The sequence below is a fragment of the Nocardia vaccinii NBRC 15922 genome, from assembly GCF_001613305.1.
Taxonomy (GTDB): Bacteria; Actinomycetota; Actinomycetes; order Mycobacteriales; family Mycobacteriaceae; genus Nocardia; species Nocardia vaccinii.
The window spans coordinates 344377-360360 of sequence record NZ_BDCC01000012.1 but is presented as its reverse complement, the minus strand read 5'-3'; the positions used below and the strand labels follow the sequence as shown (position 1 = coordinate 360360).

At 67.8% G+C, this 15984-nt stretch carries 15 protein-coding genes; 12 read left to right on the top strand and 3 right to left on the bottom strand.

Annotation, left to right across the window (positions count from 1 at the left end):
- Nucleotides 1–321: 321 nt before the first annotated feature.
- On the top strand, nucleotides 322–1458 hold the full coding sequence (dprA, locus tag NV1_RS10230; protein WP_084525259.1) for a DNA-processing protein DprA: 1137 nt from the start codon (nucleotides 322–324) through the stop codon (nucleotides 1456–1458).
- Nucleotides 1459–1914: 456 nt separating this feature from the next.
- Complete coding sequence (locus NV1_RS10225) at nucleotides 1915–2838, top strand: tyrosine recombinase XerC (protein ID WP_067888358.1); 924 nt, start codon at nucleotides 1915–1917, stop codon at nucleotides 2836–2838.
- Between the two features lie 185 nt (nucleotides 2839–3023).
- Here NV1_RS10225 and NV1_RS10220 read toward each other — a convergent pair whose 3' ends face one another.
- Nucleotides 3024–3536, bottom strand: a complete 513-nt coding sequence (locus NV1_RS10220) for a DUF1990 domain-containing protein (protein ID WP_067888354.1) — start codon at nucleotides 3534–3536, stop codon at nucleotides 3024–3026.
- 125 nt (nucleotides 3537–3661) lie between these two features.
- Between NV1_RS10220 and NV1_RS10215 the strand changes: the two genes are divergently transcribed.
- Nucleotides 3662–4429: a siderophore-interacting protein gene (locus NV1_RS10215; protein WP_067888351.1), complete on the top strand. Its 768-nt coding sequence runs from the start codon at nucleotides 3662–3664 to the stop codon at nucleotides 4427–4429.
- Between the two features lie 17 nt (nucleotides 4430–4446).
- Here NV1_RS10215 and NV1_RS10210 read toward each other — a convergent pair whose 3' ends face one another.
- On the bottom strand, nucleotides 4447–4911 hold the full coding sequence (locus tag NV1_RS10210; RefSeq protein ID WP_245713651.1) for a M23 family metallopeptidase: 465 nt from the start codon (nucleotides 4909–4911) through the stop codon (nucleotides 4447–4449).
- 364 nt (nucleotides 4912–5275) lie between these two features.
- Here NV1_RS10210 and rpsB point away from each other — a divergent pair, with 364 nt between their 5' ends.
- The 6 genes from rpsB (at nucleotide 5276) to NV1_RS10180 (ending at nucleotide 11758) form a co-directional block, all read left to right on the top strand.
- The gene (rpsB, locus tag NV1_RS10205; protein WP_067888345.1) at nucleotides 5276–6109 is read left to right on the top strand and encodes a 30S ribosomal protein S2; all 834 of its coding nucleotides are present in this window, start codon (nucleotides 5276–5278) and stop codon (nucleotides 6107–6109) included.
- A 135-nt stretch (nucleotides 6110–6244) separates the two neighbouring features.
- Complete coding sequence (gene tsf, locus NV1_RS10200) at nucleotides 6245–7069, top strand: translation elongation factor Ts (RefSeq protein WP_067888342.1); 825 nt, start codon at nucleotides 6245–6247, stop codon at nucleotides 7067–7069.
- Nucleotides 7070–7264: 195 nt separating this feature from the next.
- Nucleotides 7265–7993 carry a UMP kinase gene (pyrH, locus tag NV1_RS10195; protein WP_067888339.1) on the top strand — a complete coding sequence of 243 codons (729 nt, stop codon included), beginning with the start codon at nucleotides 7265–7267 and terminating at the stop codon, nucleotides 7991–7993.
- 85 nt (nucleotides 7994–8078) lie between these two features.
- Nucleotides 8079–8636 carry a ribosome recycling factor gene (gene frr, locus NV1_RS10190; protein WP_067888953.1) on the top strand — a complete coding sequence of 186 codons (558 nt, stop codon included), beginning with the start codon at nucleotides 8079–8081 and terminating at the stop codon, nucleotides 8634–8636.
- 339 nt (nucleotides 8637–8975) lie between these two features.
- Nucleotides 8976–9920, top strand: coding sequence for a phosphatidate cytidylyltransferase (locus tag NV1_RS10185; RefSeq protein WP_084525258.1), 945 nt, complete (start codon nucleotides 8976–8978; stop codon nucleotides 9918–9920).
- A gap of 161 nt (nucleotides 9921–10081) precedes the next feature.
- Entirely contained in the window at nucleotides 10082–11758 is a 1677-nt protein-coding gene (locus NV1_RS10180) for a metallophosphoesterase (protein WP_067888946.1), read from the top strand.
- Nucleotides 11759–11761: 3 nt separating this feature from the next.
- Here NV1_RS10180 and NV1_RS46745 read toward each other — a convergent pair whose 3' ends face one another.
- Nucleotides 11762–12001 (bottom strand): LapA family protein, encoded by a 240-nt coding sequence (locus NV1_RS46745; protein WP_373864600.1) that lies wholly within the window; start codon nucleotides 11999–12001, stop codon nucleotides 11762–11764.
- 307 nt (nucleotides 12002–12308) lie between these two features.
- On the opposite strand from NV1_RS46745, the gene NV1_RS10170 reads away from it, so the two are divergent.
- Genes NV1_RS10170 through NV1_RS10160 form a run of 3 tightly spaced genes read left to right on the top strand, consistent with a single transcriptional unit; the run spans nucleotide 12309 to nucleotide 15908 of the window.
- A complete protein-coding gene (locus NV1_RS10170) occupies nucleotides 12309–13082 on the top strand; it encodes a 2OG-Fe dioxygenase family protein (protein WP_067888944.1) in 774 nt (257 codons plus the stop codon).
- A 52-nt stretch (nucleotides 13083–13134) separates the two neighbouring features.
- A complete protein-coding gene (locus tag NV1_RS10165) occupies nucleotides 13135–14703 on the top strand; it encodes an MFS transporter (protein WP_245713636.1) in 1569 nt (522 codons plus the stop codon).
- Nucleotides 14703–15908 carry a TetR/AcrR family transcriptional regulator gene (locus NV1_RS10160; RefSeq protein WP_084525229.1) on the top strand — a complete coding sequence of 402 codons (1206 nt, stop codon included), beginning with the start codon at nucleotides 14703–14705 and terminating at the stop codon, nucleotides 15906–15908. The genes NV1_RS10165 and NV1_RS10160 overlap by 1 nt, the downstream gene beginning before the upstream one ends.
- Nucleotides 15909–15984 lie beyond the last annotated feature (76 nt).

Sequence of the window (15984 nt, the reverse complement as noted above, 5' to 3'; positions counted from 1 at the left end):
GCGGCTGTGAGTCATGGCTCGACGTTGCGCGGCTGCGATGGTGTGGCGGCTGGGACGCCGAGTGATGGATCGACGACGGTTGATCGTGCTGACGGCGCCGGGGGAGCGGTTGGAATGGGGGAGGCGTTTTCCGGCGGATACGGCGGTACCGAGACGCGGTTGGGAAGGGAGCCGAGATTGCCTGATCGTGTCGGAGCCGGGCCGGCGGTAGCGAATGGGGAGTTGATGTTTGGTGGTCGCGACGGTGTCAGGGCGGTAGCGGTGAGCGCGGAACCGGCTGTTGACGAAGATGAGAATGCCACGGGCGTAATGGATCTCGCGATGCACGATGCTGATGAGCGGCGGCTGGCTTGGGTGTACCTGTCGCGGGTCGTGCAGGGGCCGTGTGCGGCGTTGTCGGCGTTGATCGAGCGGGTCGGTGTCGTCGAGGCGGCGCGGGCGGTACGGGAGTGCGACCTGCCCGAGTCGTTGCGTGGGCCGACGGAGCAGCGTCGTGGAATCGACTGTGCGGTAAGGGATCTGGAAAGCATCATCGAATCGGGTGGGCGGGTGGTGACACCGGACGATCCGGAATGGCCTGCCTGGCGGATGCTGGGGTTGGGCCGGCTCGACTCGAACCGTGATCCGGGAGCAGCGGTCCCACTGGTGCTGTGGGTGCGGGGTCCGGGGTCGTTGCTGACCGCCGGCGAACAGGCTCTGGCCGTGGTGGGTGCGCGCTGCAGCACCGGCTACGGCGAGCGGGTCACCGCCGAAATCGTCGGCGACCTGGCAGCGCGCGGCTGGACGATCGTCTCCGGAGCCGCCTTCGGGATCGACGGCGCCGCCCATCGCGCGGCGCTGGTCGCCGGTGCACCGACGATCGCGGTCCTGGCTTGCGGGGTGGACCGGCCCTATCCTGCCGCACACGCACGCCTGCTTGCCGAGATCGCCGAGACCGGACTGGTGGTGAGCGAATATCCGCCCGGTAGCACTGCGAACAAACATCACTTCCTGGCGCGGAACCGGATCATCGCGTCGCTGGCCGACGGTGTGCTGGTCGTGGAGGCCGGATTGCGCAGCGGTGCGCGCAATACCGTGAAATGGGCTCGCCGACTGGGCCGTCCGACCCTGGCGATCCCCGGCCCGGTCACATCCGCCTCCTCGGCGGGCTGCCACCGCATGATTCGCGAGGGCGAAGCCGTATTGGTCGGCCGCGCCGAGGAGATCATCGACGAGGCCGGCCCACTGCGTCTGTCCCTGCCCACCGACACCGCCACCCCGGAACAATCCCTCAACGGCGACGAGGCTCTCGTCTACGCTGCCCTCCCCAGAACCGGCGCCCGAATCCCCCTCGAACTAGCCGGCGAGTCCGGACTCCCACTCCCATCCGTCCGCGCCGCGCTCGCGGCCCTGGACCTCGCGGGACTGGTCGGCTGCGACGAATCCGGCTGGTTCAGAACCCTCCGCCCGGGTCGATAGCCGATGCCTGCGGCCGGCAGCTCTCCGCGGAAGGAAAGCGCGATCTCGCGACCGTCACGGCTGGGCGGGGCGTGCTTGTCGGCAAGCCGATCAGGGCAGGGCGTGGCCGCATGTAGCTTGTCGGCAGTGCCCGGCGGGCGGCGGCTCACCGAAACCGTCGTCGACCACCATGACTCGGTCACCGAGCCGGAACTGCCGCGGATCGGCCAGTCTCGAAGTGGTCGTCGGTCTGCCGTGACAGTCGGCCACGGTGGCGCTGGTGGCCACGACGATCCACTCGAACTCGAACTGTTCCGCCGGTGTGCCGCCCGGTGGCCGGATGGTCCGAGCACGCAGTGCGGTCGATGAAGGCGGTGGGCGACGAGGCGGTGGGGCAGCGAGTCGGCGGGTACGGATCCGGCGTGAGTGCGGTGGGGTGACTTGTCACGGGGGCGGAGCTCGGTGAGTGTTGAGGGTATGGATGCTCTGCCCGAGGATTTGGAGGCGTTGTTGCTCGAGTACGGGCGGCACCTGCGGCTCGGGCGCAATCGGTCGGCGCATACGGTGCGGGCGTATTTGGGTGATGCGCGGTCGCTGCTGCTGCATTTGTGTTCTCGGGCGGCCGATTCCGGGGTGGGGGAGATCGATCTGCCGTTGTTGCGGTCCTGGTTGTCCGAGCAGTCGGGGGCCGGGGCGGCGCGCACCACGATGGCGCGGCGCGCGTCGGCGGCGCGGACCTTCACCGCATGGCTCACCCACACCGGGCGGCTGGCGATCGATCCCGGGCCGCGGCTGGGATCGGCGCGGGCACATCGGGTCCTGCCCGCGGTGCTCGGTCGCGAACAGGCCGCCGACGTGATGGACGCCGCGCAATCCGGTGCGGCACAACATGAACCGATGGCGCTGCGGGACAGGTTGATCGTCGAGCTGCTGTATGCGACGGGGATCCGAGTGAGCGAGCTGTGCGGTCTCGATATCGACGATGTCGACCGGGAGCGCCGCCTGGTCCGCGTCCTGGGCAAGGGCAACAAGGAACGCGCGGTCCCGTTCGGTGCGCCCGCCGACGAAGCGCTCGAGAGCTGGTTGCGTGCGGGCCGCTCGGCCTTCGCCAACTCCGAGTCCGGACGCGCGCTGTTGCTGGGCCGCCGCGGTCGCCGACTCGACCCGCGGCAAGCCAGAACCGTTGTGCACGAGGTGGTTTCGGCGATCCCCGGAGCTCCCGACCTGGGCCCGCACGGGCTGCGGCACACAGCCGCCACGCACCTGCTGGAGGGCGGTGCGGACCTGCGCGTGGTCCAGGAACTCCTCGGCCACGCCAGCATGGCCACCACCCAGCTCTACACCCACGTCTCGGTCGAACGCCTGCGAAAGGTCCATGACCAGGCGCATCCGCGGGCCTGAGCCGCCGCGGTTTCGCCCCGCACTCTTCTCCAGCGAGTCCGCAGTCAGCAAGATGTGCGCGGTACAGGCGTGCCGGGACAGGAATACCGCGGCCTGCCGCGGCGAATTCGCCCCGCTGTTGCCGCCCCCCGGATGCGCGTCGACAGTTCTGACCGCCGATGTCGTCGGTGGGTCCCGAGCCCAGGTCAGGGGCGAATTGCGTCGATGTACTTTCTCGCGATGTAGCTCTGCAGCAGGCGTGCGACGGGGCCGCCGAGGCGGGTGTACCAGGTCCCAGGCCGGGAGAAGGCGGCGATCAGGCCGTTGACGGAATCGTCGGCGGGGTCGTATTCGACGGCGAACAGTTCTTCGCCGATCTCCGGATGTCCCGGCAGGGTGCCGTAGGCGAAGCCGCGACGATTCGGCTCGTCCAGGACGTAGACAACGCGACACGGCGCGGTGATGGCGAGCGGACCGATGCCCAGGCGGACCGTCAGTGCGGTGCCCGGCGCTGCCGACGGTGTGCTCGCGGAGCCGAAGATGCCGGTGCCGCGCTGCATGCGATAGGCCAGGACCTCCTGCGCTGCCGATTCGAACAGGGCGCGGCCCGTTCCGATCCGCCGCCGCAGCCGGAAATGGTGATATCCGGACGGGAATTCCCCGTTCGTCGCACCGGTTTCGGGATAGGTGAAGGGTGGGGCACCGGGTTCGTCTGCCATCACTCCATCCTGGCCTACGACGTGATCCCCCAGCTGAATTACCGTCAAAAACATATCGTGAGCTATCGGCGATAGTTCATGCTACTGTCCTTATTAGGTAATCCTAATTACACCGGAGGTGCCTTGTGGCTCGTACACCGTTGTCCTTCGTGGTCCGGCGCACCGAACGCCTGACCGATCATCTGATCCGGGTTCACCTGGGTGGCCCCGGATTCGCGGCCTTCACGCCCAACGGTTTCACCGACGCCTACGTCAAACTGCAGATCCCGGGACCGGACGGCCCCACCACGCGTACCTATACGGTCCGCTCGATCGATCCCGAGCTCGAGCAGATCGCCATCGATTTCGTCTATCACGGCGCCGAGGGTGTGGCAGGGCCGTGGGCCGCGGCGGCGCAGCCGGGCGATGAGCTCGAGCTGACGGGTCCGGGCGGAGCGTACGCGCCCAAAGCCGATGCCGACTGGCATCTGCTGGCCGGTGACGAATCGGCGCTCCCGGCCATCTCGGCCGCCTGCGCTGCGCTGCCCGAGCATGCGGTGGGGCGTGTGTTCGTCGAAATCGCCGGTCCCGCAGACGAATTGGACGTCCCTCGGCCCGCGGGCGTCGAACTGGATTGGGTGCACCGCGGCGACCGCGAGCCCGGCGCCGCACTAGCCGAGGCCGTGCGCGCGGAACCGTGGCGGGACGGGCGGGTGCACGTCTTCATCCACGGTGAGGCCCAGGTCGTCATGCACGAGCTGCGCCCCTACATCCGCAAGGAGCGAGGCGTCCCCGCCGATCACGCCTCGATTTCGGGCTACTGGCGTCGCGGGCGCACCGAGGAGACCTTCCGTCAGTGGAAGCGTGAGCTCGCCGAGCGCGAAGGTGCCCAGCCGGCCGGCGCACGGCGGTAGGACCCCGGCTCGCCGGATCACGGTGGCTCTCCCTGTTCCGGCCGCACCGGTTCGAGTCGAAGTGGCGCGCGGCGGATCAGCCCGAGCGGATCGAGGTACTCGCGCCCGCGCCGCACTCCCCAATGCAGGCAGGCGTCAGCGCATCCCGCGTGCCCGGCCTCGAGCACGCCGAGTGTCTCGCCGCGAAAAACCCTGCGCCCCAGGGTGACCGACGCGCGCACCGGTTCGTAGGTGGTTCGCAACCCGCCCCCGTGATCCACCGACACCACCGGTTTACCGGCGACCTCTCCGGCGAAGACGACGAACCCGTCCCCGGCGGCGAGCACGGGCTGCCCGGCGCCGCCGCCGAGATCGACTCCGCGGTGCCCGGGCAGCCAATCGTGCACCGGCCGGTCGAACCGTCGCACCACCTGCGGCCGCGGGTGCAGCGGCCAGTCGAATCTCCCGGGTCCGGCCTCGGCGCGGGGCATGGGCAGCAGCATCGGCAGCACCAGCCAGCCCAGGACGATCGTGATGATGCGGCGCATATCTCCACGGTGCCGGGCGCGGTCGTGTCGCGAAACCCGACCTTCGGCGAGTGTGGACAACGCCGGTGATGTGAATGCGCACGTCTTCAAATTGTCGCCCGGGGCGCCACCCCGTCCGGGCCCCACAGCACCCCGTTTAGGAGTTCCGGCCGCTGGCTCGTAGACTGGATCGGCGGTCCGCTCATCCCGGATCGACTTCGCGCGTCCCAGCGCACAAGCCGTCGGCTGGTCCCCGAAACGGGGTTCCGGCGGCCGTGGACGCCAGGGCAGAGGTCGCCGACCCCTGCGACAACCAGCAACGAAAGAGGGATACGCAGCCATGGCTGTCGTAACTATGAAGCAGCTGCTCGACAGCGGCGCGCACTTCGGGCACCAGACTCGTCGGTGGAACCCGAAGATGAAGCGGTTCATCTTCACCGACCGCAACGGCATCTACATCATCGACCTGCAGCAGACGCTGACCTACATCGACAAGGCGTACGAGTTCGTCAAGGAGACCGTCGCCCACGGTGGCACGGTGCTGTTCGTCGGCACCAAGAAGCAGGCGCAGGAGTCCATCGCCGCCGAGGCCACCCGCGTCGGTATGCCGTACGTGAACCAGCGCTGGCTCGGTGGCATGCTCACCAACTTCTCGACCGTCCACAAGCGGCTGCAGCGCCTGAAGGAGCTGGAGTCGATGGAGCAGACCGGCGGTTTCGAGGGTCGCACCAAGAAGGAAATCCTCATGCTCACGCGTGAGAAGAACAAGCTGGAGCGCACCCTCGGCGGTATCCGGGACATGGCCAAGGTCCCCTCGGCCATCTGGGTCGTCGACACCAACAAGGAGCACATCGCCGTCGGCGAGGCTCGCAAGCTGAACATCCCGGTCATCGCGATCCTGGACACCAACTGCGATCCGGATCTGGTCGATTACCCGATCCCGGGCAACGACGACGCGATCCGCTCGGCCGCGCTGCTGACCAAGGTCGTCGCCTCCGCCGTCGCCGAGGGTGTGCAGGCTCGTGCCGCGCGCGCCAGCGGCGATGTCAAGCCCGAGGCCGGCGCCGGTGAGCCGCTCGCCGAGTGGGAGCAGGAACTGCTGGCTCAGGCGACCCCCTCCACCGACGAGGCCGTCGAGGCCCCGGCCGCGGAGCCGGCCACCGCCGAGAGCTGACGCTGCGGCGTTCGATGGCGGCAACCCCGCCGCCAGAACGGATTTGTTCACCGTGCCGGCCCTTCCTGTTCGGAAGCGGTCGGCATGGTGGTGCTACGACCTGATACCCACTCCCCGTTAAGGAGGCTCGCCAGGATGGCGAACTACACCGCCGCTGACGTCAAGCGGCTCCGCGAGCTCACCGGCTCCGGCATGATGGACTGCAAGAAGGCCCTGGAAGAGACCGACGGCGACTTCGACAAGGCCGTCGAGGTGCTGCGCATCAAGGGCGCCAAGGACGTCGGCAAGCGTGCCGAGCGCGCCACCGCCGAGGGCCTGGTCGCCGCCCAGGACGGCGTCATGGTCGAGATCAACTCCGAGACCGACTTCGTCGCAAAGAACGCCGAGTTCCAGGCCCTGGCCGCCCAGGTCGTCGAGGCCGCCGCCAAGGCGCGCCCGGCCGATCTGGAGTCGCTCAAGGCCGTCGAGCTCGGCGGCAAGACCGTCGACCAGGTCGTGCAGGAGCTCGCCGCCAAGATCGGCGAGAAGCTCGAGCTGCGCCGCGTCGTGTCCTTCGAGGGCCCGGTCGCGACCTACCTGCACAAGCGCGCCACCGACCTGCCCCCGGCCGTCGGCGTGCTGGTCGAGTACCAGGGTGAGGGCGAGGGCGCCGCCGAGGCCGCTCGTGCCGCCGGTATGCAGATCGCGGCCCTGAAGGCCAAGTACCTGACCCGCGAGGACGTTCCCGCGGATCTGGTGGCCAAGGAGCGCGAGATCGCCGAGGCGACCGCCAAGGAGGAGGGCAAGCCCGAGGCCGCCCTGCCGAAGATCGTCGAGGGCCGGGTGAACGGCTTCTACAAGGACGTCGTCCTGCTGGAGCAGCCGTCGGTCACCGACAACAAGAAGACCGTCAAGGCGCAGCTGGACGCGGCCGGTGTCACCGTGACCCGTTTCGCTCGCTTCGAGGTCGGCCAGGCCTGACCGGGCCGGATCGACTCCGGAGGGCTCCCCGCGCACTGCGCGGGGAGCCCTCCGTGCGTCGAATCAGGGTCGGCTCACCGTCGCGTCCCGGCATAGGGCAGGATGGACGCAGCTTTTGTCACCATCCCGTGCTCGCTGCGACACCGGATGGTCTTTTCGCGTGTGCATGGCGTTCCGCCGAGGAGAAGGAGACAGATGTCGGACCCGGAACCGGCTCGTAAGGGCTATCGCCGAGTACTCCTCAAATTGGGAGGAGAGATGTTCGGCGGCGGCAACGTCGGGCTCGACCCGGATGTCGTGCAGACCGTTGCCGAGCAGATCGCGGAGGTGGTCGCGACCGGCGTTCAGGTGGCGGTGGTGATCGGCGGCGGCAACTTCTTCCGCGGCGCGGAGCTCGAGGACCGCGGGATGGAACGGGCTCGCTCGGACTATATGGGCATGCTCGGCACCGTCATGAACAGCCTTGCGCTGCAAGACTTTCTGCAGAAGCAGGGGGTCGACACCCGGGTGCAGACGGCGATCACCATGGGGCAGGTCGCCGAGCCGTACATCCCGTTGCGCGCCAAGCGGCACCTGGAGAAGGGTCGCGTCGTGATCTTCGGCGCCGGTATGGGCATGCCGTACTTCTCCACCGACACCACGGCCGCACAACGCGCCCTGGAGATCGGCGCGGAGGTCGTGCTGATGGCCAAGGCCGTCGACGGCGTCTTCAACGCCGACCCCCGGCAGGACCCGGCGGCGACGATGTACTCCGAGATCACCCACAAGGAAGTCATCGAGCAGGGCCTCAAGGTGGCCGATGCCACCGCCTTCAGTCTCTGTATGGACAACCAGATGCCGATACTGGTGTTCAATCTTCTGACCAAGGGCAATATCGCCCGAGCGGTCGCCGGTGAGAAGATCGGCACACTGGTTCGGTCCTGACGAGCGTCGGGAGCGGTGTCCTCTCCGGATGCCCGCCCTCGTGATCCCGGAACCGACAACGACTAACGCTGTGGAGGAAACGGTCGTGATTGAGGAAGCACTCTTCGACGCCGAGGAGAAGATGGAGAAGGCAGTCGGGGTGGCGAAGGACGACCTCGGAGGCATTCGCACCGGTCGGGCGAACCCGAGCATGTTCTCGCGCATCGTCATCGACTACTACGGCTCGCCGACCCCGATCACCCAGGTGTCGAGTATCAACGTGCCCGAGCCCCGGATGGTCGTCATCAAGCCTTACGAGAGCACTCAGCTGGGTGCGATCGAGACCGCGATCCGCAACTCGGACCTGGGCGTCAACCCGACCAACGACGGCAACATCATCCGCATCTCGGTGCCTCAGCTCACCGAGGAACGGCGTCGCGAGCTGGTCAAGCAGGCCAAGGGTAAGGGTGAGGACGCCAAGATCGCCATCCGCAACGTGCGTCGCAAGACGATGGACGAGCTGAACCGCATCCAGAAGGACGGCGAGGCGGGCGAGGACGAAGTCGGCCGCGCCGAAAAGGAATTGGACAAGACCACGCAGAAATACGTGGCGCAGATCGATGAACTGGTCAAGCACAAGGAATCGGAGCTGCTCGAGGTCTGACGGCCCCGGGCGCGAGTGCCTGCCCGGGGCGGGGACGGAGTGGACGGATACGTGAGCGCAGCGAAGCGGAGTGAACCGACAAGACAGCGCGCGTCGCGCACGGCGGAGCCGAGTGTCGGCGAGGTGGAGTCGTGAGCGTAGCGAAGCGGAGTGAACCGACAAGACAGCGCGCGTCGCGCACGGCGGAGCCGAGTGTCGGCGAGGTGGAGTCGTGAGCGCAGCGAAGCGGAGTGAACCGACAAGACAGCGCGCGTCGCGCACGGCGGAGCCGAGCGCCAGCGAGGCGGAGTCGTGAGCGACGGGACAATCGTGGCCGAACAAGCCGCGGCCGGCGAGGGCATGCCGGCGAGCGAAGCAGACGGTAGATCCGGCGCACCGGACCAGGCGATTCCCGCCGGTTCGGAGCAGGCGTCCGCTGAGGGGGAGCAGTCGCAGCCCGAGGCCGACGGGGCCGAGGCGGCCAAGTCCTCGCGGGCGGGCCGAAATCTACCGGCCGCACTGGCGGTCGGTTTCGGGCTCGGTCTGTCCCTGATCGCGATCCTGCTGTTCGCGCCGAGGATTCTGGTCGGCGTGGTCGCGGTCGCCATCGCGATCGCCACCTGGGAGGTCGCCAAACGGCTACGCGAGGCCGACGTGCTGGTGCCCCGGATCCCGCTGCTGCTGGGCGGGCAGGCGTTGATCTGGCTGGCGTGGCCGTTCGGTGCGCAGGGCGTCGCGGGGGCGTTCGGCCTGACGGCGCTGGTGTGTATGGCGTGGCGGCTGTTCGATCACGGCCTGGCCGCGACACCGCGAAATTTCCTGCGCGACACCGCGATCACGGTTTTCGTACTGGCCTGGATTCCGCTGCTGGCCTCGTTCGCGGTGCTGATGTTGTCCGAACCGCGCGGCAATCTGCGGGTGCTGACGTTCATGATCCTGGTGGTCTGTTCGGACGTCGGCGGTTATGTCGCGGGTGTGCTGTTCGGGCGGCATCCGATGGTTCCGGCGATCAGCCCGAAGAAGTCCTGGGAGGGATTCGGCGGTTCCCTGGTGTTCTGCATCATCGGCGGACTACTGACGGTAACCCTGCTGCTGCAGGCGAATTCGATGATCGGCGTCCTGCTGGGTGTTGCGGTGGTGCTGGTCGCCACCTGCGGTGACCTGATCGAATCGCAGATCAAGCGGGAGCTGGGCATCAAGGATATGGGCACCCTGCTGCCCGGCCACGGCGGCATCATGGATCGGCTCGATTCGATGCTGCCCTCGGCATTCGTGTCCTGGTTGGTGCTGACCGCGCTGCTGTGAATTCGCCGGGCGGGGTGCCCAGCCTGTCGATCCCTTCGACGCCGAAACCTCCCCGAGGCCGGGAAGGCCGCGTTCATCGGGCTGTCGGGTGTCGGTAATCTTGCGCGACTTGGATGAGTCCCGGATATCCGTTCCCACTTCTCGGCGCGAAGGTTTCCCTCATGCTCAACCCTCCCGGCCTGGCCCCGGACACCGGAATTCCCGCGGCCCTGGCCGCCCGGATGACGATGGACGAGCAGTACGACTGGCATCGGTCGTATCTGAAACGGCATGTGGTGAGCCGTCGTTCGTTGCTGCGCGGCAGTACCGCCGCGGCGATGGCGGCGGGATTTTCTTCCTTCGGCACGCTCGCCTATGCGGACGGGGCTCCGCTCGCGGTGGCCGGGCGGCATGTCGGATTCGGCCCGGATGCGGCGAGTCAGTTGCGGTTCTCCGCGCAGTTGTCGCGTAATCCGGGTGGCGCCAAGGTTTTTCTCGAACACGGTCCGACTCCCGCGCTGGGTGCGCGCGTCGAGGCGCGGGTGCGCAATCTGCTCACCCAGATTCCGCGCACGGACGGCGGAGTGCTCGCGGCCGAGCAGTTCTACGTGCACGCGCCCGTGGACGGGCTGCCCGGACGGATTCCGCATTTCTACCGCTGGCGCACCTCCGACGGTTTCGTGAGCGAGGTGGCTTCGGCGGCTCCGGCCATGCCGAGTTCACGGGCGGCGCTGCTGCCGTTCCGGTTCACCATGATGGGCGATCAGGGAATCGACGACACTCCCGCACAGCCCGCGGGGCTGCACCCCGGCGGGTACCGGAACAAGTACGGCAAGGGGGATGCGCCGGGAGCGCGCAATGCCGCTGCGATTCAGCGTCAGATCGTCGCCTGTCGGCCGGACTTCCACATTCTGGCCGGTGACATCTGCTACGCCGACCCCTCGCACGGCGGTGGGCCGGACTGGTTCGTCCCGAGCGGCACCTCGCGGAACCCGAAGATCGACGCTTACAACCCGTTCGTCTGGGACAACTACTTCCAGGCCATCGAGGGCAGTGCCGCACGGGTGCCGTGGATGTTCGCCACCGGTAATCACGATATGGAGGCGGTGTACGGCACACACGGCTACGGTGGGCTGACCGCGCGACTGGATATGCCCGACAACGGCCCGTCCGGTTGCCCGTCGGTGTATTCCTTCCGGTACGGCAACGTCGCCGTGCTCTCGCTCGATGCCAACGAGGCCTGCTATCAGTATCGGGCGAATCTCGGCTATTCCGGTGGGGCGCAGAAGAATTGGCTGGAACGGACGCTGGCCGCGCAGCGGGCCGATCCGGCCGTGGACTTCATCGTCTGCTTCTTCCACGAATGCGCCTATGCGACCGGTGTGGGCGCGGCGAGCGACGGTGGTGTGCGCGGGATGTTCGCGGAACTGTTCGATCGCTACGACGTGGATCTGGCGTTGCAGGGGCACAATCACTGTTTCGAGCGCACCGACCCGATCCGCCGCGGCCGCGCGACACGGGTCGCGGCGGACAACGCGATCGTCTATCCCGAAACCGATGGCACCGTGTACTACGTCGTCGGCGGGGGCGGCGCCGCGCACGGCGAGTTCGAGTTCGGGGAGAGCTACCGCGGTCACGAATTGCCCGATACCTCGGTGGCTCGCAGTGGGCTGTGGGACGCCGACGGGAAGCAGCAGTACGAGGCGGTGCAGTGGTCACGGGTGCGCTACAGCCGGTACTCGTTCATTCGTGTGGATGTTCGGCCCGGGGTGTTCTCCAGTGAGATGGACGTGATCGCGATCGACGAGTTCGGTCGCGAATTCGACAAGGTGACGTATCGGCGTCTGGTGCGCCGGTAGCGCTCAGGGGCGTTTGGCCGCGCGGCGCAGCTGCAGGATTCGCCAGCCGCCCGCCAGGCTCATCACCAGCGATCCGGCGATCAGGGACAGCAGGATGGTCACGCCCAGCGGCAGCGAGAAACTCCAGAAGAACAGCGTGACCTTCACCTGATTCAGATTCTGCAGGATGAAGATCAGCAGGATGATGCCGATGATCGCGGCCGCCACCAGGCTGGTCCAGGCGTATCCGACACGCGTCCCCAATGACCGCGTCCGTGGGCGGGTGGTGGTGTCGGGCCTCGTCGTGTCCGGGACTGCGGGCGGTTTCGAGCCGGTGGCAGGTTCCGGGATCGCGGGCGACTCCGGGGCGGCGGATGTCCGCGGGGGAGTATCCGGGCTCGAGGCTGCGTCGCTGGTCATGCTCGATGATTACCCATTGCCGTGTATTCGACGCGGTATTCGGCATCTTTGCTGCTCGAGGCTTGGTTGCGGCAGCGGGAAAGCGCACACTACGGGAAAGAGCAGACTGCCGAACAGTACCCATCGGAAGGCAGGGCACCCCGTGAACAAGATGACCGACGGGGTAGAGCAGGTGACGAAGCCGCCGGCACCCGAGCCGGGTTCGCACGCGGGCCACCCGGTAGAGGCCGCCCGGCAGGCGCTGGTCTGCGACGGTGTCCATCTCATGCCCGCGCATGTCACGACATCGTGCCTCGGGGTGGATGAGCGGGCGTGGGATCGTTTTCGTACCCACTGGGACAGGCTGTGCCCGGACGGTTACGCATCCGACCAAGGCACGTGCAGGCTGCGACGTTATGGACGCTTCGCTATCCGAGCGGCGAAGGGGGAGTTCGTACCGCTGCCTCATGAGCAGTCCTTCGTGCAGCCGGATGACAGCAATCCGCTCTATATCGGCGTGAATCGCATCTTCGAGCCGCTGACCGATTCCTTCGTGTCCGCAACCCTGTTCCGGGCTCTGCTGCCACTGCTGGCACGGATCGCGGCAGTCCTGGACGATCCGGCGGTGTGGAACGCGAAGGTGCATCCTTTCCGCGTGCGGGCCTCGGCAGACGCGCATGGACTGCCCACACCGGAGGGCCGACACCGGGACGGCGTCACCCTGGTGTCTTCGCTTCTCATCGGACGGCAGAACGCTGTCGGCGGAGAGAGTTCGGTGTTCGATACTGCCGGGAGACGGCTGCTGACGACCACGCTCAGCGAGCCGGGAACCTTGCTGCTGGCGGACGACCGTCGCACCCTGCACAGCGTGTCGCCGGTGTATCCGGTGGATCGGGGTCATCCTGCGTATCGCGACGTTCTGGTGGTGACCTTCTCGCCAGGATGATGCCCAGTCCCGACCGGCTCGGAAGCCGGGAAGAAATATGGAGGTGTTCGCGGTGCCGACGGCACGATCACAGGCCGACGCAACACCCCTGGCGGTCATCCTCGGACTCGCCACCGCCTTCACCGTCACGGTGGCCGACCCGCTGGTGCTGAGCCTGAATCTGCCGCAGGTGAGCCGCGCTTTCTACGTGCCGCCGCAATTCGTCGGGTTGACGAGCGGTATGGCGACGCTCGTCATGGCCGCCGCTGTCCTCGGCGCGGGCAATCTCGGGGACGCGTTCGGGCTCAAGCGTCTGCTGATGCTGGGACTGGGCGTCGTCACGGCAGTCAACCTGGCGACCCTATTCCTCCCCGGCTACGGCTACCTGCTGGCAATGCGCGCCTTGGACGGACTGGGAATGGCTGCGCTCCTGGGCGGGCCGCTGGCCCTGCTGAAGACCTCGGTGCCGGAGCAGAAGCGGCCGGCGGCCATCGGTGTTTTCGTCGCTGTCGAAATGGTCCTGTGCGGGGTCATCCCCGCGTTCACGGGTTGGGTCGTGGCGGTCGGCGGCTGGCGGTTTCTGTTCCTGGTCGCCCCGTTGTTGTCCCTGGTCTCGCTCGGGTTGACGGCCCGGTACGTCCCGGAGACTCCCGTCGCACAGCGCCGGCGGCTCGACGTGACAGGAATCAGCCTGGTCGGTGTGACCCTGCTGACCCTCGTCATCGGCCTCGCGGCGGCGCAGAATGGCATCTCCCGGCCGCAGACCTGGCTGACACTGGTGTTCAGCGCAGCCGCTGCCGTGCTTTTCGTGCTCCATGAGCGCCGCACCCCCGAACCAGCCTTGGACCTGGCGCTGTTCCGCAGTTCCGCATTCGTTGTGGCACTGGCCGCGGCACTCGCACTGAATTTTCTCGCCGCGGGGCTGGGCATTGTCCTGGGCCAGTTCGGCGCCCGGGTGCTGTCGTTGTCCCCCGAGGCGATCGGGCTGCTGTATCTGCCCGGCACACTGTTGATTGCCGGTGCCGTGATCCTGGCGGGGCGCGTGGTCGGGAAATACACCCCGCGGCCCGTGATGGTGGCCGGACTGCTCTTGTTGGCGGCCAGCGGACTGCTGCTGGCGGCTACCGCCAGTCCTACGATGGCGCTGTGGTTGCTCGTGGTGGCTGTATGGCTGTGCAATCTGGGATCGCTGGTCACCTCCACAGCGGTCTCCGAGGCAGTTCTCTCCCAGGCCCCGCCCGGGCATTCCGGCACTGTGGCCTCCACACAGCTGGCCTTCGGGATGACCGGCTATGCCCTCGGGCCCACCGTCTATCTGCTGCTGCTCAGGTTCTTCTTCCAGCGGAAATGGCTGGCGGACGCGAAGTCACGCGGGTTGTCCGTGCACCAGGCCGAACACGCCGTTGATGCCGTGCGCAGCGGGATGGCGTTCAGCCCGGGGAGTACCGGATACGACCCGAATCTGCTGCGGCAGGCGGCCGGGCTGGACCTCGGGCTGGACTTCTCCGGCGGACTGCGGCTCACCATGCTGACCGTGAGCCTCCTGCCGCTGGTCATGGCCATAGCGGCCTATCTGCTGATGCCCGGCCGGCACGCCCCGGGCCCGCCCGGTCGCGGGCGCGTCGAGGACACTCGGCATTGATGAGCACTACGAGCAGGCGGCCACCGAACCGGCGCGGCATGATCCTCGACGCCGCGGTCGACGCTTTCGCACACAACGGCTATCACGGCACGTCGATGGCGGATATCGCGGCGGCCGTGGGTATTTCGGCGACGGCGGTGTACCGGCATTTCCGCAACAAGCAGCAACTGCTGGGCCAGTGCCTGCTGGTCGGGTTGGACGACACCCTGACCCGGCTTGCGGCGGCCGCCCGGTCCGGTGGCCGCGCCGACGCCGTGCCGGTCGAGTTGGTTCGGGTCGCGCTGGAACTACGGGGGTTGCCGCGACTGTGGCAGCTGGAGTTCCGGAATCTGGCACCCGCGGACCGGGCCGCCGTGCTGGTTCGCGTCGTACGGCTCACCGGGTATCTGCGGCGCTGGATCCTGGCGCGCCGCCCGGAACTGACTCGCGCGGATGCCGAGCTGCTGAGTTGGTGCGTGCTCTCGGTGGCGGTGAGCCCGTCGTATCACCGCGCCGAGTTGCCGCCGCCGATGGCGGCTCAGGTGCTCGACGCTGCCGTCGCGGCGGTGGTTTCCGCCCGGCTGCCCGAACCGGTGACCGGTAGTCAGGCGCGGCAGGTGCGTACCGAGGCCGGTAATACGGAACTGGATCGGGCGCTGCGGTCCGAGCGGATGCTCGCGGAGGCGGCGCGGTTGTTCAGCACGCGCGGATTCGCCGCGGTCGGGATCGAGGACATCGGCGCGGCCGTGGGTGTTTCGGGACCCGCTCTGTACCACCACTTTTCGAGCAAGGCCGACCTGCTGGACCAGATCGTGCGCCGGCAGGACGAATGGATGCGCCTGATGCTGGCGCGGGCCGTCGCCGAGGGGCGCAGCGCCGAGGAATCGATGCGATCGCTGATGCGCAGTTTCGCCCGTTTCGGCGCCGACGAACCGGATCTGCTCGCGATCACCGTCAGCGAGACGCGGCATCTGCCCCGCGACGCGGTGCAGCGGTACCGTCGGGTGCGCTTGGACGGGATCGCCCAGTGGGGCCGCATGTTGCAGGCCGTCCGGCCCGACGTGCCGCCGCCGGTGGCGCGCGTACTGATCCGTGCCGCCGCCACCGTGGTCATTGATGCCGTCCGCAATCCGAGGCTACGACACCGCGCAGATCTGGTCGATGTCCTGGTCGTGGTCGGCGAGTGCATCCAATCGGCTCCGATCGGACCCCGACTGACCGTGTAGTGATTTGCATCACTTAGCGGCCATTAACTTATGGCCTTCAATTGTCCTGCTATCTGCGCATCCTGATGCGGATTGT

Coding starts and splice junctions, on each gene's coding strand:
- tsf (WP_067888342.1), top strand. CDS start 6,245: ATGGCGAACTACACCGCCGCTGACGTCAAGCGGCTCCGCGAGCTCACC.
- NV1_RS10220 (WP_067888354.1), bottom strand. CDS start 3,536: ATGGCAGACGAACCCGGTGCCCCACCCTTCACCTATCCCGAAACCGGT.
- NV1_RS10185 (WP_084525258.1), top strand. CDS start 8,976: ATGCCGGCGAGCGAAGCAGACGGTAGATCCGGCGCACCGGACCAGGCG.
- NV1_RS10180 (WP_067888946.1), top strand. CDS start 10,082: ATGCTCAACCCTCCCGGCCTGGCCCCGGACACCGGAATTCCCGCGGCC.
- pyrH (WP_067888339.1), top strand. CDS start 7,265: ATGTCGGACCCGGAACCGGCTCGTAAGGGCTATCGCCGAGTACTCCTC.
- NV1_RS10210 (WP_245713651.1), bottom strand. CDS start 4,911: ATGCTGCTGCCCATGCCCCGCGCCGAGGCCGGACCCGGGAGATTCGAC.
- NV1_RS10170 (WP_067888944.1), top strand. CDS start 12,309: ATGACCGACGGGGTAGAGCAGGTGACGAAGCCGCCGGCACCCGAGCCG.
- dprA (WP_084525259.1), top strand. CDS start 322: ATGCACGATGCTGATGAGCGGCGGCTGGCTTGGGTGTACCTGTCGCGG.
- NV1_RS10225 (WP_067888358.1), top strand. CDS start 1,915: ATGGATGCTCTGCCCGAGGATTTGGAGGCGTTGTTGCTCGAGTACGGG.
- NV1_RS10160 (WP_084525229.1), top strand. CDS start 14,703: ATGAGCACTACGAGCAGGCGGCCACCGAACCGGCGCGGCATGATCCTC.
- rpsB (WP_067888345.1), top strand. CDS start 5,276: ATGGCTGTCGTAACTATGAAGCAGCTGCTCGACAGCGGCGCGCACTTC.